The sequence below is a fragment of the Duganella sp. CF402 genome (genome assembly GCF_900109645.1).
In the GTDB taxonomy this organism is placed as follows: domain Bacteria; phylum Pseudomonadota; class Gammaproteobacteria; order Burkholderiales; family Burkholderiaceae_D; genus Rugamonas.
In genome coordinates, this window is sequence record NZ_FOBG01000003.1 from 132,055 (window position 1) to 154,291 (window position 22,237).

Sequence of the window (22,237 nt, forward strand, 5' to 3'; positions counted from 1 at the left end):
CATGCACAAACTGTTTGACCTCAGCGGGCGCAGCGCGCTCGTCACCGGCGCCAATACGGGCCTGGGCCAGGCTATCGCTATCGCGCTGGCGGAAGCCGGTGCCGATATCGTGGCGGCCGGCCGCAGCGATTCCTCGGAGACCGCCGCCCGCGTGCACGCCGCCGGCCGCCGCTTCCATGCCGTGCAGGCCGACCTGTCGCAACAGGCGCAGTTGGCAGGCGTGGTGGATCAGGCGCTAACCGCCTTCGGCCGGCTCGATATTCTGGTGAACAACGCCGGCATCATCCGCCGCGCCGACGCCATCGACGTGACCGAAGAAGACTGGGACGCGGTGGTCGGCACCAATCTGAAGTCGCTGTTCTTCCTGTCGCAGGCAACTGCGTGCCACATGCTGGCCAACGGCGGCGGCAAGATCATCAACGTGGCGTCGCTGCTATCCTTCCAGGGCGGCATCCGCGTGCCAGCCTATGCCGCCAGCAAAAGCGGCGTGGCCGGCCTGACGCACGCGCTGGCCAATGAATGGGCCGCACGCGGCATCAACGTCAATGCCATCGCGCCCGGCTATTTCGCCACCAACAACACGGCAGCCCTGCGCGCCGATACTGAACGCGCGCCGCAAATACTGGCGCGCATCCCGGCCGGACGCTGGGGCCAGGCGGACGATCTGGCCGGTGCGGCGGTGTTCCTGGCCAGCGCCGCCAGCGACTACGTGCACGGCGCGGTGCTGCCGGTCGACGGCGGGTGGCTGGCGCGATGAGCATGCCCGACGCGCTGACACCGCAAATGTGGCGGCTGGAATGGCAGTTCGGCAGCGCCGAAGTCCAGGCGCTGGGCGCCATGCTGGGGCCCCTGCACTTCCGCCTCGACGCCGAACGCGACCTGCAAGTGATGCACGTCGCGTCATGGGCCGGCACCATCAATTCGCTCGGCCTGCCCGGCGTGCTGCGCCGCATGCGCGGCGAATGGCCGTGCGTGCCCTTTGGCCGCGCCGACCTGCCTGCCGACCTGCCGTCCGAGTGGACGGCCCGCAGCCCGGAAGACGGCTGGCCGCACGGCTACGGCGCGAACCACCGCTGGCATTGCGAGCATGCCAGCAGCGATCGGATCTGCCTGTCCATCGATTATCCGGACGACTCGCCGATCGCCCGCATCGAGCGCCACCTGCAAGTGATCCCGGACGCGCCCGCGCTGGACCTGGAGCTGGTGATCTGGCCGCGCCGCAGCCTGCGCCTGCCGGCCGGCCTGCACCCGACTTTCCGCCTGCCGTATCCAAGTGGCCGGGTCAAGGTGGAGTTGGGCCGGCACGACGGCATCTTCAGCTACCCGAGCGGCAGCGCCGGCGCCATCAGCCGCCTGCTGCCTGACACACGCTCCGAACGCCTTGACGCTCTGGCCGGAATCCAGGGCCCGCTGGACCTCAGCCACCTGCCCCTGCGCGAAGATGGCGAGGAGCTGCTGCAAGTAAGGGCTATGCAGGCCGGCCCCGACGCCGCCCCCTTCAGCCTGCATTACCTCGACTACGACGCCCGCGTCGGCATGTGGTGGGACACGCGCCAGTTCCCCGATCTGATGCTATGGCTCAGCAATCGCGGGCGGCCGGAATTCCCTTGGCAGGGCCGCCACGTCGCGCTGGGCGCGGAGCCTGTCAACAGCGTGTTCGATCTAAGCCGCGTGGCCCATCCGCCGGCGGCCCATCCGCTGGCAGACCGGCAGGGCATCACACTGCAAGCCGGCCAACCCTGGCGTACCCGATACCGCATTGCCGCCTGGAGCGGCGCCTTGCCAGCCCGCCTGGCGCCCCTTTTGACAGACTGGAGTCCGACATGACGCCGCAATTCCGTTCCCCCGAAGCGCTGCAACAGCACATCAAGGAAACCCTGGGTTTCTACCACCCGCGCTGCATCGACAACAGCGGCGGCTTCTATCATTTCTTCAAGGACGACGGCACGGTCTATGACCGCGCAACGCGCCACCTGGTCAGCAGCGCGCGCTTCGTCTTCAACTACGCGATGGCACACCGCCACTTCCCCAGCGAAGAGTATCTGAACGCGGTACGACACGGCGTCGCCTTCCTGCGCGAAGTGCACCGCAATCCAGCCACCGGCGGCTACGCCTGGCAATTGCGCTGGGACGGCAAGCAGAAAACCGTGGAGGATGGCGAGAACCACTGCTACGGCCTGGCTTTCGTGCTGCTGGCCTACTCCCAGGCGCTGTCGGCCGGCATCGAAGAAGCGCGCCAGTGGATGGCCGAAGTTTACGGCCTGATGGAACAGCACTTCTGGGAAGAACAACACGGCCTGTACGCCGACCAGGCACTGGCCGACTGGAGCATGGTCCTGCCCTATCGCGGCCAGAACGCCAATATGCACGCCTGCGAGGCGCTGATCACCGCCTACGAAGCCAGCGGCGAACGCCGTTACCTGCTGCGTGCGGAAACAGTGGCGCGCAATATCACTCAGCGTCAGGCCGCGCTGGCCGATGGCCGCATCTGGGAGCACTACGACGCCAACTGGCAAATCGACTGGGACTACAACCGCGACGACAAGACCAATATCTTCCGTCCGTGGGGTTACCAGCCGGGCCACTTCACCGAGTGGGCCAAGCTGCTCCTGCTGCTGGAGCGCCACCTGCCGGCCGACTGGCTGCTGCCGCGCGCCATCGCATTGTTTGACGACGCGCTCGATCACGCGTGGGACCAACAGCACGGCGGCATGGTCTACGGCTTCGGCCCGGACAACAGCATCTGCGACGGCGACAAATACTTCTGGGTGCAGGCCGAATCGCTGGCCGCCGCCGCCGTGCTGGCGGTACGCACCGGCGAGGAACGCTTCTGGAACGAATACGACCGCCTGTGGCGCTACAGCTGGACACACATGATCGACCACCGCCACGGCGCCTGGTATCGCATCCTGAGCCGCAACAACCGTAAACTCAGCGACGAGAAAAGCCCGGCCGGCAAAACTGATTACCACACAATGGGTGCCTGCTACGAAGTGCTGCGCGCCCTGGGGAGCGAAGCATGAATACCTTGCCCCTGTTTGTCTCGGCCGGCGAAGCCCTCACCGACATGGTCCGCACCGGCCCCGATCTATGGACCAGCAAGACCGGCGGCGCCGGCCTGAACGTGGCGCGCGCAATGGCGCGGCTGGCGGTGCCGAGCGCCTTTGCCGGCGCCATTTCCAACGACGTATTCGGCCTGGCGCTGCAAACCAGCGCGCAGGAAGCCGGCCTCGATCCGCGCTTCCTGCAATTGAACGACCGCCCGCCACTACTGGCCGTAGTGCCCGAAACTGCGCCGCCCGACTACTTCTTCATCGGCGAAAACAGCGCCGACCAGCAGTTCGCCCCCTGGAACCTGCCTGCGGGATGGGAGCGCGAAGCGCGCTGGGTGCATTTTGGCGGCATCAGCCTGGCGCGTCCGCCGCTGGCCGACCGTTTGCTGTGCATGGCCAGCAGCTTGAAGTCCGTTGGCGTCAAGATCAGCTATGATCCCAATTTCCGCAAGCTGATGGATGAGCGTTACGATCCCATGCTGCACAAGATGGCGGCGCTGGCCGATGTGATCAAAGTGTCGGACGAAGACCTGATCGGCTTGTTCCGCACCGACGACGTGCGCCAGGCCCTCACCCGCCTGCGCGCCCTCAACCCGGAGGCCAGTATTTTGCTGACACGCGGCGCCGACGGCGCGGAATTTCACACCGGCCAGCAAGCCTGGCGCGCCCGGCCGCCGGCCATCACCGTGGCCGACACCATCGGCGCCGGCGACGCCAGCATCTGCGCGCTGTTATATAGCCTGATGCAGCAGCCGCAAGCCGGCGGCATGGATCATTTGCGCATGGCAGTCGCCGCCGGCGCGGCGGCCTGCACGCAGGCCGGCGCCGTCCCCCCCACCTTGAACCAGATCGAGGCGCTGGCGCCGTCGGTCGACATTACGCCGGAAGGAAGCATCTCATGCGCCGCCTGATCGCAGCATTTATCCTGTTGGCCTGCGGACTGGCGCAAGCCGCCGGGCTGGAAGAGCGCCTGACCTCCCCGGACGGAAAAATCGTCCTGACGGTGCAGCAAAAAACCGACGCCGCCGGCAAGCGCGCCCTGTACTACAACGTGCGTTACGATGACCAGACCGTCATCCGCGAATCGCTGCTGGAACTGCGGCTCGATAATCATCTGTCCGAAAGCGCGATGGCGCTGCCGGCGGACCGCCGCGCGCGCTGGTTCGAGAACCTGGCCGTCACCGGCGTGCGCCGCGCCAGCCATGACAGCAGCTGGACGCCGGTCACCGGCGAAACCGCCCGCATCCACGATCAGTACCAGGCCATGTCCATCGATCTGGTTAAAGATGACAATCCGGTGTACCAGCTGTCGCTGGAAGCGCGCGCCTATAACGAGGGCGTGGCGCTGCGCTTCGCCTTCCCCGAGAATGAAAAAGGTTCTTACTACCGCGTGATCGGCGAAGACACCGAGTTCGCCCTGCCTGCCGGCACCAAGGCCTGGTATCACGGCTGGGCGCAGGCGCCCTACAAGCTGCTGCCGCTGCGCGACTGGCCCGACCAGTCCGAGCGTCCGCTGACGCTGGAACTGCCCAATGGCCTGCACGTCGCCTTGCTGGAGGCGCAGATGGTCGACTACGCGCGCACCAAGTTCAAACTCAGCGCCGACAAGCCCGACACGCTGGTCACCGCCATGCACGACGCGGCCGATCTGATTTCGCCCTTCGCCACGCCCTGGCGCGGCATCATGATCGCGCGCAGTCCCGGCCAACTGGCGGAAAACAACCACTTCATCCTCAACCTGAACCAGCCCGCCGCGCTGGCCGACACCGCATGGATCAAACCCGGCAAGATCATGCGTGTGATGACCCAGACCACCGCCGCCGCCAAAGCCAATATCGATTTCGCCGCGCGCCACAAACTGGAATACATCCTGTTCGACTGGAAGTGGTACGGCCCGGCGTTCTCCTTCGAGTCGGACGCCACCAAGGTCGCCATTCCCGACTTCGACCTGCCCGCCATCATCGCCTACGCCAAGGAGCGTGGCATCGGCGTGTGGCTGTACGTGAATCAACAAGCGCTGTTGACGCAGTCCGACACCCTGTTCCAGACCTACCGCGACTGGGGCGTCAAGGGCGTGAAGTTCGGCTTCGTGCAAGTCGGCTCGCACCGCTGGACCACCTGGGTGGAGAAAGCCATCCGCCAGGCCGCCGCCGCCGGCATCATGGTCAACATCCACGACGACTGGCGCCCGACCGGCGAACAGCGCACCTGGCCCAATCTGCTGACCTCCGAAGGCATCCGCGGCAACGAGGAAATGCCCGACGCCACCCACAATACCGTGCTGCCGTTTACGCGTTATCTGGCCGGTGCGGCCGACTACACCATCTGCTACTACGACCCGCGCATCAAGACCACCCACGCCCACCAGCTGGCGCTGGCCGTGGTGTATTACAGCCCGCTGCAAACCCTGTACTGGTACGACAAGCCGGAGATGTCCCAGGACGAGCCGGAGCTGGCGTTCTGGGACCGCATTCCCACTGTGTGGGACGAGACCCGCGTGCTGGACGGCGCGCCGGGCCGCAACGTCACCATCGCGCGTCGCAGCGGCAAGGAATGGTATGTCGGCGCTATCACCAACAACGATGCCCGCACGGTGCAGCTGAAACTGGACTTCCTGCCAGCCGGCCAGCGCTACGAAGCCACCATCTACGCCGACGACGCCAGCGCGCCGACCCGCACCAGGGTCGGCATCCGCCGCCAGACGGTGGACGCCAACTCGGTGCTGACGTTGGCCATGCCGGCCTCCGGCGGCCAAGCCCTGTGGTTGCGGCCACTTGACAGCCCGGCCCAAGCGCGATAGGTTATCGATAACAAATATAAAGACAATCCGGAGACCACTCTGTCATGACCAGCAAGCAGTCGCATTTCCGCTTCCTGTGCACCTTTGTGTACGTTTATTTCTTCGCCCAGGCCATGAGCATGTCGCTGCTGGCCCTGTGGCTGCGCTCCACGCTGCAGTTGTCCGGCACGGAGACCGGCATCGTATTTTCCGCCAACTTCATCGCCGCCATGTGCTCGCAGCCGGTGTACGGCTACCTGTCGGACAAGGTCGGCATGCGCAAGCATGTGCTGTGGGCGGTCGGCGTCATGTGCATGCTGTCCGGGCTGTTCCTGGTCTACGTGTACGGTCCCCTGCTCAAGTCGCACATCCTGGCCGGCGCGGCGCTGGGCGGCATCTACCTCGGCATCACCTTCATCGCCGGCAGCTATGCGATTGAATCCTATGTCGACCGCATCGGCCGCGCCTACGGTTTCGAATACAGCCGCGTAAGGCTGTGGGGATCGCTGGGCTTCGCCAGCGCCGCCTTCATGACCGGGCGCCTGTACAACGTCGACCCGCACATCAACTTCATGCTAGCTTCGATGGCTGGCCTGCTGCTGGTGCTGATGCTGGCCTTCTGGCGCCTGCCGGAGCACGACAACCTGGCCACCGCCGGCGAAAAACTGCGACTGGCCGACGCGCTGGCCCTGCTGCGCGACAAGGCGTTCTGGCGCTTCATGGTATTCATCCTGAGCGTGACCAATCTGTACCTCGTCTACGATCAGCAGTTCCCCAGCTACTTCGCCTCGCAATTCCCGGACAAGGCCACCGGCGCCGCCATGTTCGGCTACCTGAACTCCCTGCAGATTTTCGTCGAGGCGGCCGGCCTGTTCGTGTCGCCGCTGCTGGTGCGCCGCATCGGCGCCAAGTATGGCCTGCTGCTGGCCGGCTCCATCATGATCGTGCGGATTGCCGGCTCCGGGCTGGCGGTCGGCCCGGTCTCCATCTCCGCCATGAAGATGCTGCACTCGATCGAGCTGCCGATTCTGGTGGTGTCGGTGTTCCGCTACATCGCCTGCCACTTCGACAACCGCCTGGCTTCCACCGTGTACATGGTCGGCGTCAGCTTCGGCCACTCGCTGGGACTGGCCCTGCTGTCGCCTGTCGTCGGCAAGGCGTATGACCTGATCGGTTTCAACCACACCTATCTGCTGCTGGCTGCGGTCGGCGCGGTGTTCCTGGCGCTGTCGGCGTTCGCGCTGTCGCCAACGCCCCCCGAAATCGCCCCCCGCAAAGACGCAGCCCTCGCCACCAATTAAGGATCATCCATGCAAGCAGCATTACACCCGGCGCATCCGGAACCTTTGCAAACGGCACGACTGCCGCAAGCGTGGCGCGAATTGCCGTCGCGCGCGCGTCTCGACCGGGCCATTACCAACGCGCTGGCCGCAGTGGAGCGCAACGCCCGCCATTTCGGCGACCAATTCCCAAAACCGTCCAGCACTGGCGGTATCTATCCGGCGATGGACAACACCGAATGGACCAACGGCTTCTGGACCGGCATGCTGTGGCTGGCCTATGAGTTGAGCGGCAAGCAGGAATTCCGCAGCGTGGCCGAAACCCACGTCGCCAGCTTCGACCTGCGCCAGCGCGAGCGCATCGCCACCAATCACCACGACCTGGGCTTCCTGTACAGCCTTTCCTGCGTGGCCGGCTACCAGCTGACCGGCAGCGAGCAAGCGCGCAACGCGGCGCTGGGCGCGGCCGAACTGCTGCTGGAGCGCTACTATCCGGGCGCCGGTATCATCCAGGCCTGGGGCGATTTGAACGACCCGGCCCAGCGCGGCCGCATGATCATCGACTGCAATCTGAATCTGCCGCTGCTGTACTGGGCCAGCGCAACCAGCGGCGACCTGCGCTTCCGCGACGCCGCCAACCGCCACATCGAGCAGGCCGCGCGCCATATCGTGCGCGCCGACGGTTCCACCTACCACACCTTTTTCTTCGACGCCGACAACGGCCAGCCGCGCGAGGGCAAGACCCATCAGGGCTATAGCGACGACTCCTGCTGGGCGCGCGGCCAGGCCTGGGGCATCGCCGGCTTCCCGCTGGTGGCACGCCACAACGGCGACACCCGCCTGCTGGAGCTGGGCAAGGTGGTGGCCAACTACTACCTGAACCGCCTGCCACCGGACGGCATCTGTTACTGGGACTTGATTTTTACCGACGGCCCGGAAGAGCGCGACAGCTCGGCGGCGGCAGTCGCGGCCTGCGGCCTGCTGGAACTGGCCAGCCGCCTGCCGCTACTCGATCCGCTGCGCGCAGAATACGAGTACGCCGCCGCCGGCATGGTGATCACCCTGTCCGAAAATTACTTCAACCACGATGGCGTGCCGGGTTCCGGCCTGCTGCGCCACGCCGTCTACCACAAGCCGAACCGCATCGGCATCGATGAATCCTGCCTCTGGGGCGACTACTTCTATCTGGAAGCGTTGACGCGCCTGAGCCGCATCTGGGAGCCCTACTGGTGAAATACCTGCCACTGACCGCCGCGCTGGCTGCGGCCCTGCTGTGCCACACCGCACTCGCCCAAAGTCCGCCTCCCGCCAACGCACCGTGGATCGCCGACCTTGGCGATGGCCGCTACCGCAACCCGGTGCTGCACGCCGACTACGCCGATCCCGACGCCATCCGCGTCGGTGACCGTTTTTACATGACCGCGTCGAGCTTCGTCAACACGCCCGGCCTGCCGCTGCTGGAATCGCAGGATCTGGTCAACTGGACGCTGGTCGGCCACGCCCTGCCCGCGCTGACGCCGGCTGCCGTCTTCGCCAAGCCGCAATACGGCAAAGGCGTGTGGGCGCCGGCGCTGCGCCATCACAACGGCCGCTTCTACATCTTCTACCCCGATCCGGATTTCGGCATCTACGTGATCGAGGCCGAAAACTTCCGTGGTCCGTGGAGCGCGCCGCGCCTGCTGCTGGCCGGGCGTGGCCTGATCGATCCGGCGCCGCTGTGGGATGACGACGGCCAGGCCTACCTGCTGCACGCCTGGGCCTTCAGCCGCGCCGGCAAGAACAACATCGTCACGCTGCGCCGCATGGACGCCGGCGCCACCCGCATGCTGGACGAGCAAGGCCGCGACATCATCAACGGCGCCAACTATCCGGGCTACCACACGGTCGAAGGCCCGAAAATCTACAAAGCGAATGGCTATTACTACGTGTTCGCACCGGCCGGCGGCGTAGAGCAAGGCTGGCAAGCCGTGTTCCGTTCGCGCTCGCTGACCGGACCTTACGAAGTACGCAATGTGATGGAGCAGGGCGACACACCGGTCAATGGCCCACATCAGGGCGCGTGGGTGGACACGCCGGACGGCGGCAACTGGTTCCTGCACTTTCAGGACAAAGGCGCCTACGGCCGCGTCACCCATTTGCAGCCGATGCAGTGGAAGGATGGCTGGCCGCTGATCGGCCAGCCCGGCCGCAAGCCTGGCACCGGCCAGCCGGTGATCACGCACGTCAAACCGGTGCAGGGCAAGCCGCTGGCCGCACCGCCGACCAGCGACGATTTCAATGCGCCGCAACTGGGCCTGCAATGGCAATGGGGCGCCAACTCGCGGCCGGAATGGTATTCGCTGTCGGCCAAGCCGGGCGCGCTGCGGCTCTATACCCAGGCGGTGGACGACGCCGGCGATTACGTGCGCGCCTCGTCCGCCATCCTGACGCAGAAAGCGCCCGCCTCGCGCTTCCTCGTCACCACGCGCGTGAAGCTGGAGCAAGCGCACGATGGCGACCGCGCCGGCTTGATCGTCAACGGCATGCAGTACGCATGGCTCGGTTTGCGCCGCAAGGACAAGCTCAATGAACTGGTGATGACGGTATGCGGCCCGTTCGGCCCGCGCTGCAAGGAGCAATCGACCGTGGTGCTGGCCGATGCGCCGGCCGAGCTGACGCTGCGCGCCCATATGAACGAAGGCGCTTTCGTCAACTTCTCCTACAGCGTGGACGGCGTCGCATTCAAGCCGGCCAGTGGCCCCTTCCCGGTGACGCGCGGGACGTGGGTTGGCGCGCAGGTCGGCTTGTTCAGTGTCGGCACACAAGCCGGTTCCTGGCTCGATGTGGAGCACTTCGATCTGAGTGCTCCCGGCGCCGGCCCGTATTAAACCAGCAGCAGGCCTTGCAGCGACGAGATGCGCTGCGGGGCCGACCAGCTGTCCACCAGCTGGTCTTGCGTATCGAATTGCAGCAGTTGCGCGCCTTTGTGGCCGTTGTCCGGACCATGTCCCTGCCAGTTCGCCACCAGCAGTTGACCATCCGGCAGGAAGCTGAAAGTCGCGTAGAAAAATGGCGCCACAGCTTGCGGTACTTCCCCGGCCGCACCAAAGCGCCGCACCAACTTTGCTTCCTGATTGAACACCGCCATGAAGGCGCCATAGCCCGCCGACACGATGGTCGAGCCATCGGCCAGGCGTTCGGCCTTCCACGCGTGCTCGAAGCCGGGTGCGCTGAAACGGCGCAGCTCCACCAGCTCCGGCGTGGTTTCCTTGATGTGGTCATTGGTGCACAGCAGATAAGTGCCTTGCGGCGTCACGCGCATCAGGCGCACGTAGTCACCGTCGCGGTAGGCGGTGTTTAGCAGCGTGCCCTGCGCGTCGAGCGTCAGCACGTTGACGCCATTGCGGCCGTCGAGATTCATGCCGGTGACCAGCGTGCAGCCGTCGGCGCGGCGGTGCACGGCCGTCACCTCGCGCCACAGCCGGCAATCCGCCAGCACGCGGCCGCTGCGCCATTCCAGTTCGAAGTAGCCGTGGTCGTAGCCAACCAGCACGCGCTCCTCGTCCAGCCGCTGCATGTCGCGCGCCAGCGGGTAATCCTTCAGGTCCAGCGTCCAGATAACATCCTGGGTGGCGGTGTCGATCAGGTGCAGCTGCTGCAGGCCTTCGTCGATGCCAAGAAAGCGTAATTTCATTTTCTCTTTCACTCATAAAAAAACCGCAATCCCGGCGGCTTGCCGGAATTGCGGCTGTGGCGGCAAGCCTTACTTGCCGAATTTGTAGCGCAGGCCCACGCTGACGGTGCGGCCGTTCAGGTAGTGCTGGCGCTCGATATCGGTGCCATAGCCGCCCGGTTCGCCGACATAGCGGTCCAGGCCCTTGTTGGTCAGGTTGGACAGGTTCACGCTCAGCGTCAGGTTGCTCATGATGTCGTAGTTGAACGAGGCATCCACAATGCCGTAGGAACGGATGTAACGGCCATCGATCGGGTTGGACGACACGCCGAACAGCACCTGATCCGAACGCCAGGTGTAGACCAGGCGCGCCGAGATGCCCTTCGATTCATACATGCCGGCCACGGTGTAGCTGTTCTTCGAGACCATCGGCTGCTGGCTGTCGATGATGCGCGGCGTGGCCAGGCTGCCGATGTTGATCGGGTTCGAGGTATCGACATAGGTGTACGAAGCGGAGCCGCCGAAGTTCTGCAGCCAGCCGGCATCCTTGTCGAAGAAGTACTGGCCTGCGACTTCCACGCCGCGCGCGTAGCCGTCCTGCGAGTTGACCGACTTGGTAATCTGGTACTGGCCAACCGGGCAGCTGTTGGCGATGCTGCCGTTATAGGCGGGCGCCTGCGCCACCGTCTGGCATTCGACGATGCCGCTCAGGAAGCCCTTGATCTGCTTGTCGAACACACCGGCCGAGACATAGTTGGTGGCGTTGAAGTAGCGTTCCAGCGACAAGTCGAAGCTGTTGGCCAGTTGTGGACGCAGGTCCGGATTGCCCACCGAGCCAGTGCCGTTGACCGTGTTGACCACGACCGAAGGATTCAGCGCGCTGATGTCCGGACGGGTCATGCCACGGCCGTAGCCGAAGCGCGCCAGGAAGTCCTTCTGAATGTTGTAGGTCAGGTTGAAGGTCGGCAGCGCGTTGGTGTACGAGGTCGACTTCAGGTTATCCGCGATGACAGTCGTGCCGCCGGTGACATTGGCCACGCGCGCCGTCAGGTCGGTATTGGTGCGCACCAGGCGCACGCCGACGTTGCCGCGCAGGCGTTCGTCTTCAGTTGCGAACTCGCCGACCAGATAGCCCGCGTAGGTATGTTCGTTGAACACGCGGCGCGCCAGCGCATTTTCAGGATAGCTGCCCTCGGCCGGGATACCCGCGTTGGGGAAGGCGCTCATGATCTGGTTGCCGGTCAGCGCGGTGGGCGCCGCCACCAGGAAGCCGCCCGAGTAGCCGGCGTCGCCGTTCATGAAGTTGGTTGGCGCGGTTTCCAGCAGGCCGCTCTTGGTGCCGGCGCTGATGCCGTTGGCGCGGTTGGCCGTCAGCGCCAGACCATTGCTGGTCAGCGGCTTGCCGCTGAAGCTGTAGTTGGTGTAGAGGCTCTTCTGGTGCGCAGCGCGCGCGCCGAACTTGATCTTGGTGAGGAAGCCGCCATCCGGCGAATACGCCGCATCCAGCTTGGCCGCATAGCCGTTGTCGTCCCACTTCTGGTAGGTGCCGTTGCTGTAATCGCGGAACACGAAGTTGTTCGGGTCGGACAGGCCCGGGCCGCTGAAGGTCAGCTGGTGCGGCGCGCCATCGGCCACGCGGGTGGTGCTCCAGTAAAGGCCATTGGCCGAATCCAGATTGATCGAACGGTTGTCCTGCGTTTGGTCGGCCTTGATGTAATTCAGGTCGGCCTTCAGCGACCACGCCGCCGTCGGGCTCCATTCGACGCCGCCGGCCGCGATCCAGGTGGTGTATGGACGATGCTCTTCGCCGCCCAGCGTGTTGATGGTCGAATTCAGGAAGGTGCCGCCACGCAGGCGCTGGTTGACCAGCACATCGTCGCTGCCGCCGTTGACATTGCGGTTGGCCAGGCCTTCGGTGAAGGCGAACGGCGAGGTTTGCAGGTTCTGCACGTTGCCGCCATCGATGGAATTCAGGCCGCGATAGTTCTGGTAGTACTGGTAGTAGGTGTACTCGCCTTCGGTGTAGAAGCGCAGCGTGTTGCTGTGGCGGTAGTCGGCCGCCAGGCTCAGGCCCTTGCGGGTTCGGTAGATGGTTTCCTGGAATACGTTGCTGGTCAGGCCGGGCGCCACCATTACATTGGCGGCCTGCTCGGCGGTGAGGCCGCTCAGGTTGGGCGTGTTGGCGCCGGCGGTGGCCAGGGTCGGCACGCCGGCCAGATATGAGACATCGTTGCGGCCGACATAGCTTGCCATCGGCTGGTTCGGGGCGTTGGCGGTGTTGGCCGCCGCCAGCGTTGCGTATTCGGCGCTGTCGGCACGGATGGCGCGCTTGAAGTTGGCGCCGCCGTTGGCCGGGTTATTGTCGGAACGGCCGGTGCTCTTCTGGTACACGCCGGCCGCCATCACACCAATGCGAGAACCGCCGCCCAGATCGAATTTGTTCGCCACGAGGCCAAACAGCTCGGGGTCGGTCTTCTTGGCCATGTCGTTCTGGCGCGCATTGACGCTCAGGGTGGCGGTCAGTTCCTTGAAGTCGCTCGGCTTGCGGGTGCGGATATTGACCAGGCCACCGATCGCCCCTTCAATGTGCTCGGCGGATGGATTCTTGTAGACGTCGATGCCGGCCACCATGCCAGGAATCGCGCCCTCGATGTTGTACTCACGCGCGCCAGCGGTGAAATAGGCGCGGCCATTCACCTGCGACGCGGTCTGGCCAGACAGGCCGCGGATGGTCAGGCCCGAACCCTGACCGACCGGCGAGGCGCCTTCGCCGCCATAGCGGTAGCCTTGCACGCCCGGCACGCGGGTCAGGGTTTCCGCGACGTTCATGTCGGGCAGCTTGCCGATGTCTTCGGCGGAAATCGAATCCACCACCTCCATCGTGTCGCGCTTGACGGCCACCGCCGAACTGGCGCTGGCGCGGATGCCGCTTACCACCACGGTGGTGCCGGCGTCTTGCGCGTTCGGGGTTTGGGCAAAAGCCTGGCCGACGGCCAGCGCCATGACGCTGAGTTGGACAGTGTTGAACAGGGTCTTACGCATGACTTCATCTCCTCTTTTATTCTAATAATGACTTCTTTGGTTTTACTGGTTATCGATAACAAATTCAGTTGGACAGAAACAAGTTATCGATAACTTTACTAAACATCTTAGTCAAGCCCCTGACCGGGGTCAATCAATATTTATGGCGAAATACGGAAACTGTAGCTTGCAGGCCGCAAGGGGATCCGGTATTTGACGTGTGGGCGGCCGTCCAGGCTCCACCCGGTATCCCCGCCGACGCCCGCCTGCGCCATGTCGATCAGCAGGCTGCCGTCGCCATGCGCGCGGATCTCCGAGCTTTTCCATTCACCGCGCGGACGCAAGTACAAATCCTCGTAAGGGAACGGCAGCGCATTGAAAGAGAATGGCTGGTCGGCGCTGATCTTCAGTGCGCCGGACAAGGCGAGCCAGCGCACGTCCGTCTTGTTGCCGCTTTCCTGCGGGCGGATGTAGCTGTGGTACTGGTCGGCCAGCGCGCCCGCGTACAGGCCAAGCGCAGCGCCGGTTTTGCGGTCGACGTAAGATTCATGCGGGCCACGGCCGTACCACTGCAGTTGATTCAGGCTTGCGGGCATATCGAAGCGCAAGCCGAGACGCAGCGGGTCGGGCAAGTCGTCGCGCAGCGGCATGAAGCGGGCCTGCACGTCCAAAGCGCCGTCGGGATGCATGCGGAAGACGTTCTCCCAGTGCGCCGCGCCGGCGCCAAAGCTGAACACCACCTTGATGCCATCGCCCTCCACCGCGACCGAGCGCACCTTGCGCTGAGTGGTGAAGGTTTGCCAGACTTTGTGGCTCTTGTCGACGCCGGAGCCTTCGTCGTTGTCGGTGAGGCCGCGCCAGAAGTTCGGGCTGCCGCCTTTGAGCAGGACTTTGCCGTCCACGCTGTAATTCACCTGGCCGGTGGCCGGGTCCAGCGACAGCACAGCTTTGCCGGCGTGCAGCGCATATTCTTGCGGCGCCACCCAAGGCCCGGCCTTCGCTGCAGCGACCGGCGACGCCAACACGAATTGTGACCAGCCGGCCTGCCCTTCTGCGCCCGCCGCGCTGATGGTCAGCACCAGCTCGCCTGCACCGGCCTTGGCATCGGCGCCACTCTTGGCGACGGCATCCGCCACGGCTGGCGGCAAGGCCAACTGCTGGCGTCCGCCGGCGGGGGCACTTGCCGGTGGCAGCGTGCCGGCGGCCACCGGCACCCCATCGCGCTCCAGCTTCCACGCCAGCGACAGCTGCGACAGGTCGCGGAAATCATAGCGGTTCACTACCTCGATCTTGCCGCTGCGCGCATCACCTTCAAACACCACCGGCGAATACACTTTCTGCAGTTCGTAATACTCCGGGTCCGGCGTGCGGTCGGAGCGCAGCACGCCATCGCCCACCACGCTGTTGTCGCCACGCTCGGGATTGATGTCGAAGCCTGAAGCCCAGTAGGTGCGGCCCTTGTCATCCTTGGCGATCACGCTCTGGTCCACCCAGTCCCACACAAAGCCGCCTTGCAGCTTGCGGTGGGCACGGATCACCTGCCAGTAGTCTTCCAGATTGCCTAGCGAATTGCCCATCGCGTGGGCGTACTCGCACTGGATCATGGGCTGCTGGTAAGCCGGATCTTGTGCATAGTCAGCCATCTTTTCGATATCGTCGTACATCGGCGCGTAGATATCGACGTAAGGGTTGGGCAAGTGCTCCTCGCCGATGGTGCCGTGGCCCAGATAGCTGATCAGGCGCGTCGAATCGGCCTTGCGTATCCACGCGGCGGCGTGCTCGAAGTTGGGGCCTGTGCCGGCCTCGTTCCCGAGCGACCAGAAAATAATGGACGGCGAATTCTTGTCCCGCTCCACCATGCGCGACACGCGGTCGAAGTGGGCGGCCCGCCAATGCGGCTTGTAGCCCAGCTGGATCGCCGCGCGTTTCTCCGGCGTCGGCGCCTGGTCGCCCAGCTGCATGTAGCCGTGCGATTCGATATTGGCTTCGTCCATCACGTACAGGCCGTATTCATCGGCCAGGTCGTACCAGCGCGGATCGTTCGGATAGTGCGAGGTGCGCACAGCGTTGACGTGGGCACGCTTCATCAACTCGATATCCTTGCGCATGGATTCCATCGACATCACGCGATAAGTGTGCGGATCATGCTCATGGCGGTTGACGCCCTTGATCATAATCCGCTTGCCGTTGACGCGCACCTCGCCATCGGCGATTTCCACGGTGCGGAAGCCGATCTTGCGCGCGGTGGCGGAGATCAGCTGGCCGCGCGCATCCTTCACTTCGATCAGCAGCGTGTAGAGATTGGGCGTCTCGGCCGACCAGGGCTTGACGTTGGCGACGGCGCCACGCAGCACGGCCTTGCGGTCCGCGCCCGGCACGGCGGTCGCTTGCAGCAGCTCCTTGTCGCCATCCAGCACGCGCGCCGCGACGGTCACCTGGGCGGGCTGTCCAGCCATTTCAGCGGCCAGCTCGAAGCGGCCGTCGTGCGTGGCGGTCACCTTGTAGTCGCGCAGGCGCGTCTTCGGCTCGGCGTACACAAACACGCTGCGCTCGATGCCGTTCACGCGCCAGAAGTCCTGGTCTTCCAGATACGAACCGTCGGCCCAGCGGTAGACCTCAATCGCAATCGTATTGCGGCCCACATGCACATACTGCGTGAGATTGAATTCGGACGGCAGCTTGGAGTCTTCCGAATAGCCCACCTTGCGGCCGTTCACCCACACATAGTAGGCGGCGCCGGCCGCGCCGATCTGCAGAAATACATCGCGCTCCTTCCACCCGGCCGGCAGGTTGAAATCGCGGCGATACGAACCCACTTCATTGAGCGCGTGCGGAATCAAGGGCTCGTTGGCCGGGAAAGGATAGACGATGTTGGTGAAGACAGGCTTCCCGTAGCCTTGCGTTTGCAGCATCCCGGGCACCTGGATGCTGCCCCATTTACTGACATCGTAGCCGGGCTGGTAGAAGTTCTTCGGCCGCGCCTCCGGCGTCGGCGAATAAGCGAACGACCAGGTGCCATCCAGCGAGACAAAATTGGCGGAGGCGATGCGCTCGCCGGCCAACGCCTTGTCGCGCGATTCGAAATTGAAGAAGGTGGCCCGCATCGGCTCGCGGTTCACCGCCACCACTTCGGGTTGTTCCCATTCAGCGCGCACAGCTTGCGCCGCCCAGGCCGGAGCGGCCAGCGCCGCCGCCAATACCATCATCGAGATATTCTGCATGCTCACATCTATCCTTTGCTAGCGGAACTGGATGCCTTCGACAAATTCGTTCACCTCCAGCACGCCGGGTTCCGGCTTGCTGATTTTTTTGCCGCCGATGGTAACGTTGTCCAGTATGACATTCTTTACCTTACGCACCGCGTCATGTCCGGTGATCATGGCGGCGCTCGGCGAACCACGGCCGCTATATTTGATGTTACGCAGCGTGACGTTCTCGATGCCGAGACCGGGGCTGGTGTTGTACTTGGCGGTGTAAGCGATTTTCAGGTTGAACAGCTTGCCCTCCTCGATGCGCTCGACGCGGATATCCTCGAATACTACGTCGCGCACCAGATTGTCGTCGCCCGCCATGATACCCAGCGCGCCCTCGTAATCCGGTTCGTCCTCGTCGTGATCGAGGATATCGATGTCGCTGAAGCGCAGGCGCTCCAGCACTTCGGCCTGCGGATGTTCGGCGGTCGGCGTGTTGCCGTGGATGCCGATCATCACCGCGTGCGCCACGTCCGCCCACAACGTGGACTTGCTGACCTTGACGTCGCGCGTATTGCCCCATATGTCCCAGCGATGGTTATAGAAGGTCAGGCAATCGTCGGAGGTGCGGATAAAGCTGTCGCTGACGGTCACGCGCTCGCAAGCGAAGTGCCCCAGGCCGTCCGACCACTGCCCTGCCCCGATGCTGCGGATATTCCGCTCCACCAGATCCTGCGAGGTGATGCAGCGCATGGTGCCGTGAGGCTGGTTGATGAAGATGGGGCCATCGATTTCAACGTTGCGCGAATTCCGTATCGTCATCATCTCCACACCGTCGAACAAACCGTCGCTGATCACCTTGACGTCTTCCACACCGTCCAGCAGCAAAGGATTCTTCAGGATGGCCGAGCCGTGGATATACACCGTGCTGTGCGACCGCAGACGGAACTCGCCGCTATGCACGCCGGGGCCGAAGAACACCACTTTCTGCGTCAGGTCCGGCGTCTGGCCCTTCTCGATATCGTTCGAGGACAGCCTGGCCGGCGTGGCCGGCATGTCCTTGCGGATGGCATGGGTGAATACGTGCAGATTGCGCAGGCGGTCATCGTCAAATTCGATGCTCAGGTTTTCCGGACGATGCAGCGTGATGTAGGCGATGCCGTCCTTGATTACCGGCTTCAGGCCCTTGGCGTCGGGCCGCACGGCGACCTTGGAAAACACGCCGTTATTCTTCTGCACCGCCAGTTCCACCGTGCCGTCGAAATTGAAGTAGACCATCGAAGCTTCCTGCGGCTTGTCGAGATCGACCTTGACCTTGTACTCGTACAGGTCTTGCCACACGCCGCCCGGCGTCCGGACGCGTACGGTAAAGTCGTCGTTGTGGTGGGTGTAGCGCACAGGATTGGGGAAAGGATGGACCTGAATCTGTGCCGCCGCCAGCGACAGCTGCAGGCAGGCCAGCACGCCCACGAGTATGCGGATAAGGTACAAAGTGTCTCCTGGATTTTTATTTAGTGATATCGATAACAGGTTATATCAGCCCGACGGGGCTGTCAAACAAATTCATGGGGCCGGAGACGGGCTCCGGCCCCGTGGACATCAGCCGGCGCGGCGGCGGCGCAACATCGCCATGCACAGCAGGCCAGCCAGCAGCAACGCATAGCTGGCCGGTTCGGGTACGGCCGTCACGCTGCTGACGGCGCTGAAGGTGCTGACCGCATATGGCGTGGCGCCCGGTTGCAGCGCGATCGCGCCCAGATCACCGTCGGCGCCCAGATAGCTGCTGTCGTTGAACAGCGCCCATCCGAAGTTCAAGCCGGCATCACCGCTGCCCAGCGTGAAGTGCAGGTTGAACTTCAGCGTGCCGCCCAGCGTGACCGCCTGTACCAGTTCGCCACCATTGCCGAACACCAGAGGCCCCGGCAGCGCACCGCTTATCGCGCCGCTGAACTGCGCCGGGCCGGCAAAGTCGCCCAGCAACTGGCTGACCGTGGCGCTGGCCGGCGCCGCATCGGCCAGCCCGAGGAAGTACAGGCCGAGGTAGGCCGTGCCGCCACCCAGCGTGGCGGTATCGATGGTGATGCTGTAGTTCTGCGCCGACGCCTGCCCTGCCCCGCCCAACAAGGCAGTGGTCAGCATCAGCTTTATCAACAGGTCTTTTACGAAAGTCATCTTGATCTCCTTAGTATTTTGCGCTGAGCAGCTTGCGGCCGTAGCTGATCGCCAGTTTGGATGGATTGCTGAAGGTGGTGGTCAGCGTGACGCTCTGACCCGGCGCCAGATCGGCGGCCGGCAACGTGATGTAAGGCACGCCGTCCTTGACGCCGCTGGCGTTGTCCAGCGTGACGCCGGCCGTCAGATACTCCAGCGTGAATTGCAGCGGCCCCTTGATGGCTTGCTGCGTGGTGTTGGTGATGGTGACGGTGCCGCTGTATTTTTGCGTGAAGCGGTTCACGCTCAGGCCCGATTGCAGCATCTTCACGCTGGCGCTGACGTCGACCGGAGCCAGCAAGTCATAACGGCTGCCGTAGAAATGCAGCTCGCTGTAGGAGGAAATGCCTGGATAGGCTGGATCGGTCGGCGGTCCCGGATGATCGACGCGTATCATGAAGTAGCGGTACTTCTGGTCTTCCTGGCCCGGCACCACCGGGATCGTCTCCATGATGAAGTTCTGGCCGCTGGTGTCGGTGGTTTCGCGGCTGGTCAACACAGTCCAACTGGCGCTGTCGTTGGAGCCGTAGACGTTGATACCCTGCGTGCGATTGCCAAACATGAAGCGCGGACGGATGCCGAAGGCGCTGGCGGCGACACGGTAGTTCTCGCCGAAGTCCAGCGTGACCACGTCGCGCAGGTCACCCGAGGTGGTGTTGTAGTCGTCATCGAGCAGGCCCGGAATGTTCGCCGCATTGAGCACGGTGGCGGCGACCATGTTCTTGCTCCAATCCAGGCTGCCGTCCGAGGCAAGGCGTGGGTTGAGCAGTTCCAGCTTTTGCACTACCGCCTGTACTTTCTTCAGCAGCGCCGGGAAGTCGGCGTCCGCAGTACTGGCCACGGCCTGCTGCAGCGGCGCGATTTCCGCCTTGAACGCGGCCAGCGACGGCGTGGTGTAGGCCGAGGCGCCATCGTAGCCGCCCTGCGCCGCCAGGAAGGCCGCCTGGCGGTCCGGCTGCACGTTCAGGCGCGCGGTCATGGTGCTGATCGCCACGCCATCGGTGGCACTGATGATCAGGTCATGCTCGCCCACCTGGTCCGGCGTCGGCGTCCAGCTCAGCGTACCGGTGGCGCTATCCACGCTGGCGCCGGCCGGCACGTTGATGGCCTTGTAGCTGACCGTGTCGGCGGCATTGGCATCGATGGCCGTGTAGCTTGCGCGATAGGCCATGCCCTGCACCACGAACTCCGTCACCGGGAAGACCGGCATCGCGAAGCGCGGCGGCGTCAATTGCGTGGGCGCGTTAAGGTTGACGAAATCGACGTCCACGTTGGCGCCTTCCGCTCCGCTGAATTTGAAGTAGATGATGTTGTCGCCCAGCTTGCGCGCACCGGTGGCGGCGGTCGAGGCGTCCGGCACGATGTAGCGCCACTGCCCTTCCGTGTTCGGCACCGTCATCTCGCACCAGGGCTTGCCGTCCTCGGTGCCGCTGGCGGCCAGCTTGGTGACGGCGTTGGTGCGGATCATCAGGCCCACCGGCGCGTACTTGCTGCGGTCGGCGTAGACGATGTCGTGGAACACCACAGTGGCGCCGGATGGCGTGACCGCGCCACGGCCGAAGGTGCGATCGCCTTCGGTGAGCGTGCTCCAGTCGCCGTTCAGGTAAATGGTCTTGCGCTCGGTCTCCAGCATGCCGGTATTGGGCGGCAGCGGCTTGCCGGTCAGCGCTTTCGGCAGCGTGATGAAGGCTTCCGCGCCGAAGTCCTTGTTGTCCGGCGTGCCGCGTCCCCACGGCGTGACGTAGCCGTTCTGGTGCGAGGCCGCAGTCGCCAGGTAAGGCGCGACAGTATCGACGTCCACGCCCTGCTCGTATTTGTAGACATTGTAGATTTCCGCGATGCCTTCGGCGGCGTACAGCCGGCCGCGATAGGCCTCGGACATGCCGGAGCTGCCGCCGGTGGTATCGGCCCACGGCGTTTTATAACCCAGCATAAACTGCGCGTAGGAGTTGGCGCCCATCAGCAGGCGGTTGTCGCCGAAGTGATAGACGCTGACCGCATCGCCCGCCATTGAAGGCTTGCCGGTGTAGGGATCGACTTTGGTACCCTGCGAATTCACCAGCCGCAGAAGACCGATCAGATTATCGACATTGTCGCCGCCGTGCGCCTGGTCGCGCATCATTTCCTGGATCTGGTAGAAGGGGTAGCCCGCTGTATTGAGCGGGTTGTCGGCGCCGATCAGCGGAATCAGGGGCAGGATGCCGCCGTTGATGTCCTGCCGGGTGGAGCTGGCGTTCACCGTTAGCCACTCAACGGTTTCATCGTAGCGCGCGCGGTTGTCGGTGAAGATGGCGCCGGCGAGCCGTCCGGCGATCGAGTAGACATGCTGGTTCATGAAGCGCTCGTTACTGGCGAAGAAAGTGCGCTCCATTGGGTCGATCAGATTGTCCTTGAGCTTTTGCGTATCGGTGGCGGTCCAGGCCAACGGATAGGCGGCGTAGGTGGTGTCGGCCGGCGTGTAGCGCATGATTTCCGCTGCCATCAGCATGCGGAACAGCGGTACGCCGTTGTGGATGTGGGCGTCCGGGAAGTAGGCATAGCCGTTCGGATTCATATTGCTCCACGTCCGCAGGATGCGCATGGCGTTGCGGCGGTGCTCGTTCTTGCCGGTCATGTAGTACAGGATGGCCTGCGTCAGTGCGCCCTGCGAGTCGTTGATCATGCGGGTCTGGCCGGTGCCGTTGTTGTAGTTCGGCGTATTGGGCGTGTCGACCTTGCTGGCATCGCGGTTGGTCGGTTGCAGATCGAGGCTGGCGTAGTTGCAGCACACTGTGGCCAGCGTGTTGTAGTAGGTCTTGTACGGTTCGACGTCCGCCCTGACCTGCTGGCGCGCGTATTCCAGCTGTTCCAGCGTGAAGCCCAGTGCGGGATGCTTGAAGCCGGCCGCGCTGACACTGGGCTGCGCCTGCGGCGTGGCCACGAAAGCGATGGCGCCTGCTGGGGTTGCGGCCAGCCATAGCAGCGCCGCTGCCACGGCGGCGCTGACGCCCCGAAGTGAGAGGGTATTCATAAGTCTCCTTTTTTTAATTGATGAATGCCGCCGTTTGTTA

14 protein-coding genes are annotated in these 22,237 nt (G+C 64.1%); 8 read left to right on the top strand and 6 right to left on the bottom strand.

The genetic code is table 11. The annotated features are described in order from the left end of the window. The first annotated feature begins 1 nt into the window (after position 1). From kduD to BMZ70_RS22770, 8 genes are read left to right on the top strand one after another with little or no spacing between them, the layout of a single operon-like run. A complete protein-coding gene (kduD, locus tag BMZ70_RS22735) occupies positions 2 to 757 on the top strand; it encodes a 2-dehydro-3-deoxy-D-gluconate 5-dehydrogenase KduD (RefSeq protein ID WP_092279790.1) in 756 nt (251 codons plus the stop codon). After that, the gene (locus BMZ70_RS22740) at positions 754 to 1,827 is read left to right on the top strand and encodes an aldose epimerase family protein (RefSeq protein WP_130301060.1); all 1,074 of its coding nucleotides are present in this window, start codon (positions 754 to 756) and stop codon (positions 1,825 to 1,827) included. The genes kduD and BMZ70_RS22740 overlap by 4 nt, the downstream gene beginning before the upstream one ends. Further along, positions 1,824 to 3,023: an AGE family epimerase/isomerase gene (locus BMZ70_RS22745; RefSeq protein WP_092279793.1), complete on the top strand. Its 1,200-nt coding sequence runs from the start codon at positions 1,824 to 1,826 to the stop codon at positions 3,021 to 3,023. Before BMZ70_RS22740 ends, BMZ70_RS22745 begins: the two co-directional genes overlap by 4 nt. After that, a complete protein-coding gene (locus BMZ70_RS22750; protein ID WP_092279795.1) occupies positions 3,020 to 3,964 on the top strand; it encodes a carbohydrate kinase family protein in 945 nt (314 codons plus the stop codon). Before BMZ70_RS22745 ends, BMZ70_RS22750 begins: the two co-directional genes overlap by 4 nt. After that, entirely contained in the window at positions 3,952 to 5,853 is a 1,902-nt protein-coding gene (locus tag BMZ70_RS22755; protein WP_092279797.1) for a glycoside hydrolase family 97 protein, read from the top strand. Before BMZ70_RS22750 ends, BMZ70_RS22755 begins: the two co-directional genes overlap by 13 nt. A gap of 44 nt (positions 5,854 to 5,897) precedes the next feature. Then, positions 5,898 to 7,133, top strand: a complete 1,236-nt coding sequence (locus tag BMZ70_RS22760; RefSeq protein WP_092279799.1) for an oligosaccharide MFS transporter — start codon at positions 5,898 to 5,900, stop codon at positions 7,131 to 7,133. A 9-nt stretch (positions 7,134 to 7,142) separates the two neighbouring features. Continuing rightward, the gene (locus tag BMZ70_RS22765; RefSeq protein WP_092279801.1) at positions 7,143 to 8,345 is read left to right on the top strand and encodes a glycoside hydrolase family 88 protein; all 1,203 of its coding nucleotides are present in this window, start codon (positions 7,143 to 7,145) and stop codon (positions 8,343 to 8,345) included. Next, positions 8,342 to 9,979 (top strand): glycoside hydrolase family 43 protein, encoded by a 1,638-nt coding sequence (locus BMZ70_RS22770; protein ID WP_229205558.1) that lies wholly within the window; start codon positions 8,342 to 8,344, stop codon positions 9,977 to 9,979. Before BMZ70_RS22765 ends, BMZ70_RS22770 begins: the two co-directional genes overlap by 4 nt. Here BMZ70_RS22770 and BMZ70_RS22775 read toward each other — a convergent pair. The 6 genes from BMZ70_RS22775 to BMZ70_RS22800 form a co-directional block, all read right to left on the bottom strand. Continuing rightward, positions 9,976 to 10,785: a WD40 repeat domain-containing protein gene (locus BMZ70_RS22775; RefSeq protein WP_092279803.1), complete on the bottom strand. Its 810-nt coding sequence runs from the start codon at positions 10,783 to 10,785 to the stop codon at positions 9,976 to 9,978. The genes BMZ70_RS22770 and BMZ70_RS22775 overlap by 4 nt on opposite strands. A 69-nt stretch (positions 10,786 to 10,854) precedes the next feature. Further along, on the bottom strand, positions 10,855 to 13,806 hold the full coding sequence (locus BMZ70_RS22780; RefSeq protein ID WP_092279805.1) for a TonB-dependent receptor: 2,952 nt from the start codon (positions 13,804 to 13,806) through the stop codon (positions 10,855 to 10,857). A 140-nt stretch (positions 13,807 to 13,946) separates the two neighbouring features. Then, positions 13,947 to 17,006, bottom strand: coding sequence for a glycoside hydrolase family 2 TIM barrel-domain containing protein (locus tag BMZ70_RS22785; protein ID WP_092279807.1), 3,060 nt, complete (start codon positions 17,004 to 17,006; stop codon positions 13,947 to 13,949). A gap of 18 nt (positions 17,007 to 17,024) precedes the next feature. Then, on the bottom strand, positions 17,025 to 18,467 hold the full coding sequence (locus BMZ70_RS22790) for a glycoside hydrolase family protein (RefSeq protein ID WP_130301058.1): 1,443 nt from the start codon (positions 18,465 to 18,467) through the stop codon (positions 17,025 to 17,027). Between the two features lie 108 nt (positions 18,468 to 18,575). After that, the gene (locus BMZ70_RS22795; RefSeq protein ID WP_092279811.1) at positions 18,576 to 19,148 is read right to left on the bottom strand and encodes an NF038129 family PEP-CTERM protein; all 573 of its coding nucleotides are present in this window, start codon (positions 19,146 to 19,148) and stop codon (positions 18,576 to 18,578) included. A 10-nt stretch (positions 19,149 to 19,158) separates the two neighbouring features. Beyond that, the gene (locus tag BMZ70_RS22800; protein WP_092279813.1) at positions 19,159 to 22,197 is read right to left on the bottom strand and encodes a putative Ig domain-containing protein; all 3,039 of its coding nucleotides are present in this window, start codon (positions 22,195 to 22,197) and stop codon (positions 19,159 to 19,161) included. Positions 22,198 to 22,237 lie beyond the last annotated feature (40 nt).

What these genes read in the sequence shown, in the direction of transcription:
- BMZ70_RS22760 (WP_092279799.1), top strand. Translation starts at nt 5,898, where the DNA reads ATGACCAGCAAGCAGTCGCATTTCCGCTTCCTGTGCACCTTTGTGTAC.
- BMZ70_RS22765 (WP_092279801.1), top strand. Translation starts at nt 7,143, where the DNA reads ATGCAAGCAGCATTACACCCGGCGCATCCGGAACCTTTGCAAACGGCA.
- BMZ70_RS22775 (WP_092279803.1), bottom strand. Translation starts at nt 10,785, where the DNA reads ATGAAATTACGCTTTCTTGGCATCGACGAAGGCCTGCAGCAGCTGCAC.
- BMZ70_RS22800 (WP_092279813.1), bottom strand. Translation starts at nt 22,197, where the DNA reads ATGAATACCCTCTCACTTCGGGGCGTCAGCGCCGCCGTGGCAGCGGCG.
- BMZ70_RS22745 (WP_092279793.1), top strand. Translation starts at nt 1,824, where the DNA reads ATGACGCCGCAATTCCGTTCCCCCGAAGCGCTGCAACAGCACATCAAG.
- kduD (WP_092279790.1), top strand. Translation starts at nt 2, where the DNA reads ATGCACAAACTGTTTGACCTCAGCGGGCGCAGCGCGCTCGTCACCGGC.
- BMZ70_RS22795 (WP_092279811.1), bottom strand. Translation starts at nt 19,148, where the DNA reads ATGACTTTCGTAAAAGACCTGTTGATAAAGCTGATGCTGACCACTGCC.
- BMZ70_RS22755 (WP_092279797.1), top strand. Translation starts at nt 3,952, where the DNA reads ATGCGCCGCCTGATCGCAGCATTTATCCTGTTGGCCTGCGGACTGGCG.
- BMZ70_RS22780 (WP_092279805.1), bottom strand. Translation starts at nt 13,806, where the DNA reads ATGCGTAAGACCCTGTTCAACACTGTCCAACTCAGCGTCATGGCGCTG.
- BMZ70_RS22750 (WP_092279795.1), top strand. Translation starts at nt 3,020, where the DNA reads ATGAATACCTTGCCCCTGTTTGTCTCGGCCGGCGAAGCCCTCACCGAC.
- BMZ70_RS22785 (WP_092279807.1), bottom strand. Translation starts at nt 17,006, where the DNA reads ATGCAGAATATCTCGATGATGGTATTGGCGGCGGCGCTGGCCGCTCCG.
- BMZ70_RS22740 (WP_130301060.1), top strand. Translation starts at nt 754, where the DNA reads ATGAGCATGCCCGACGCGCTGACACCGCAAATGTGGCGGCTGGAATGG.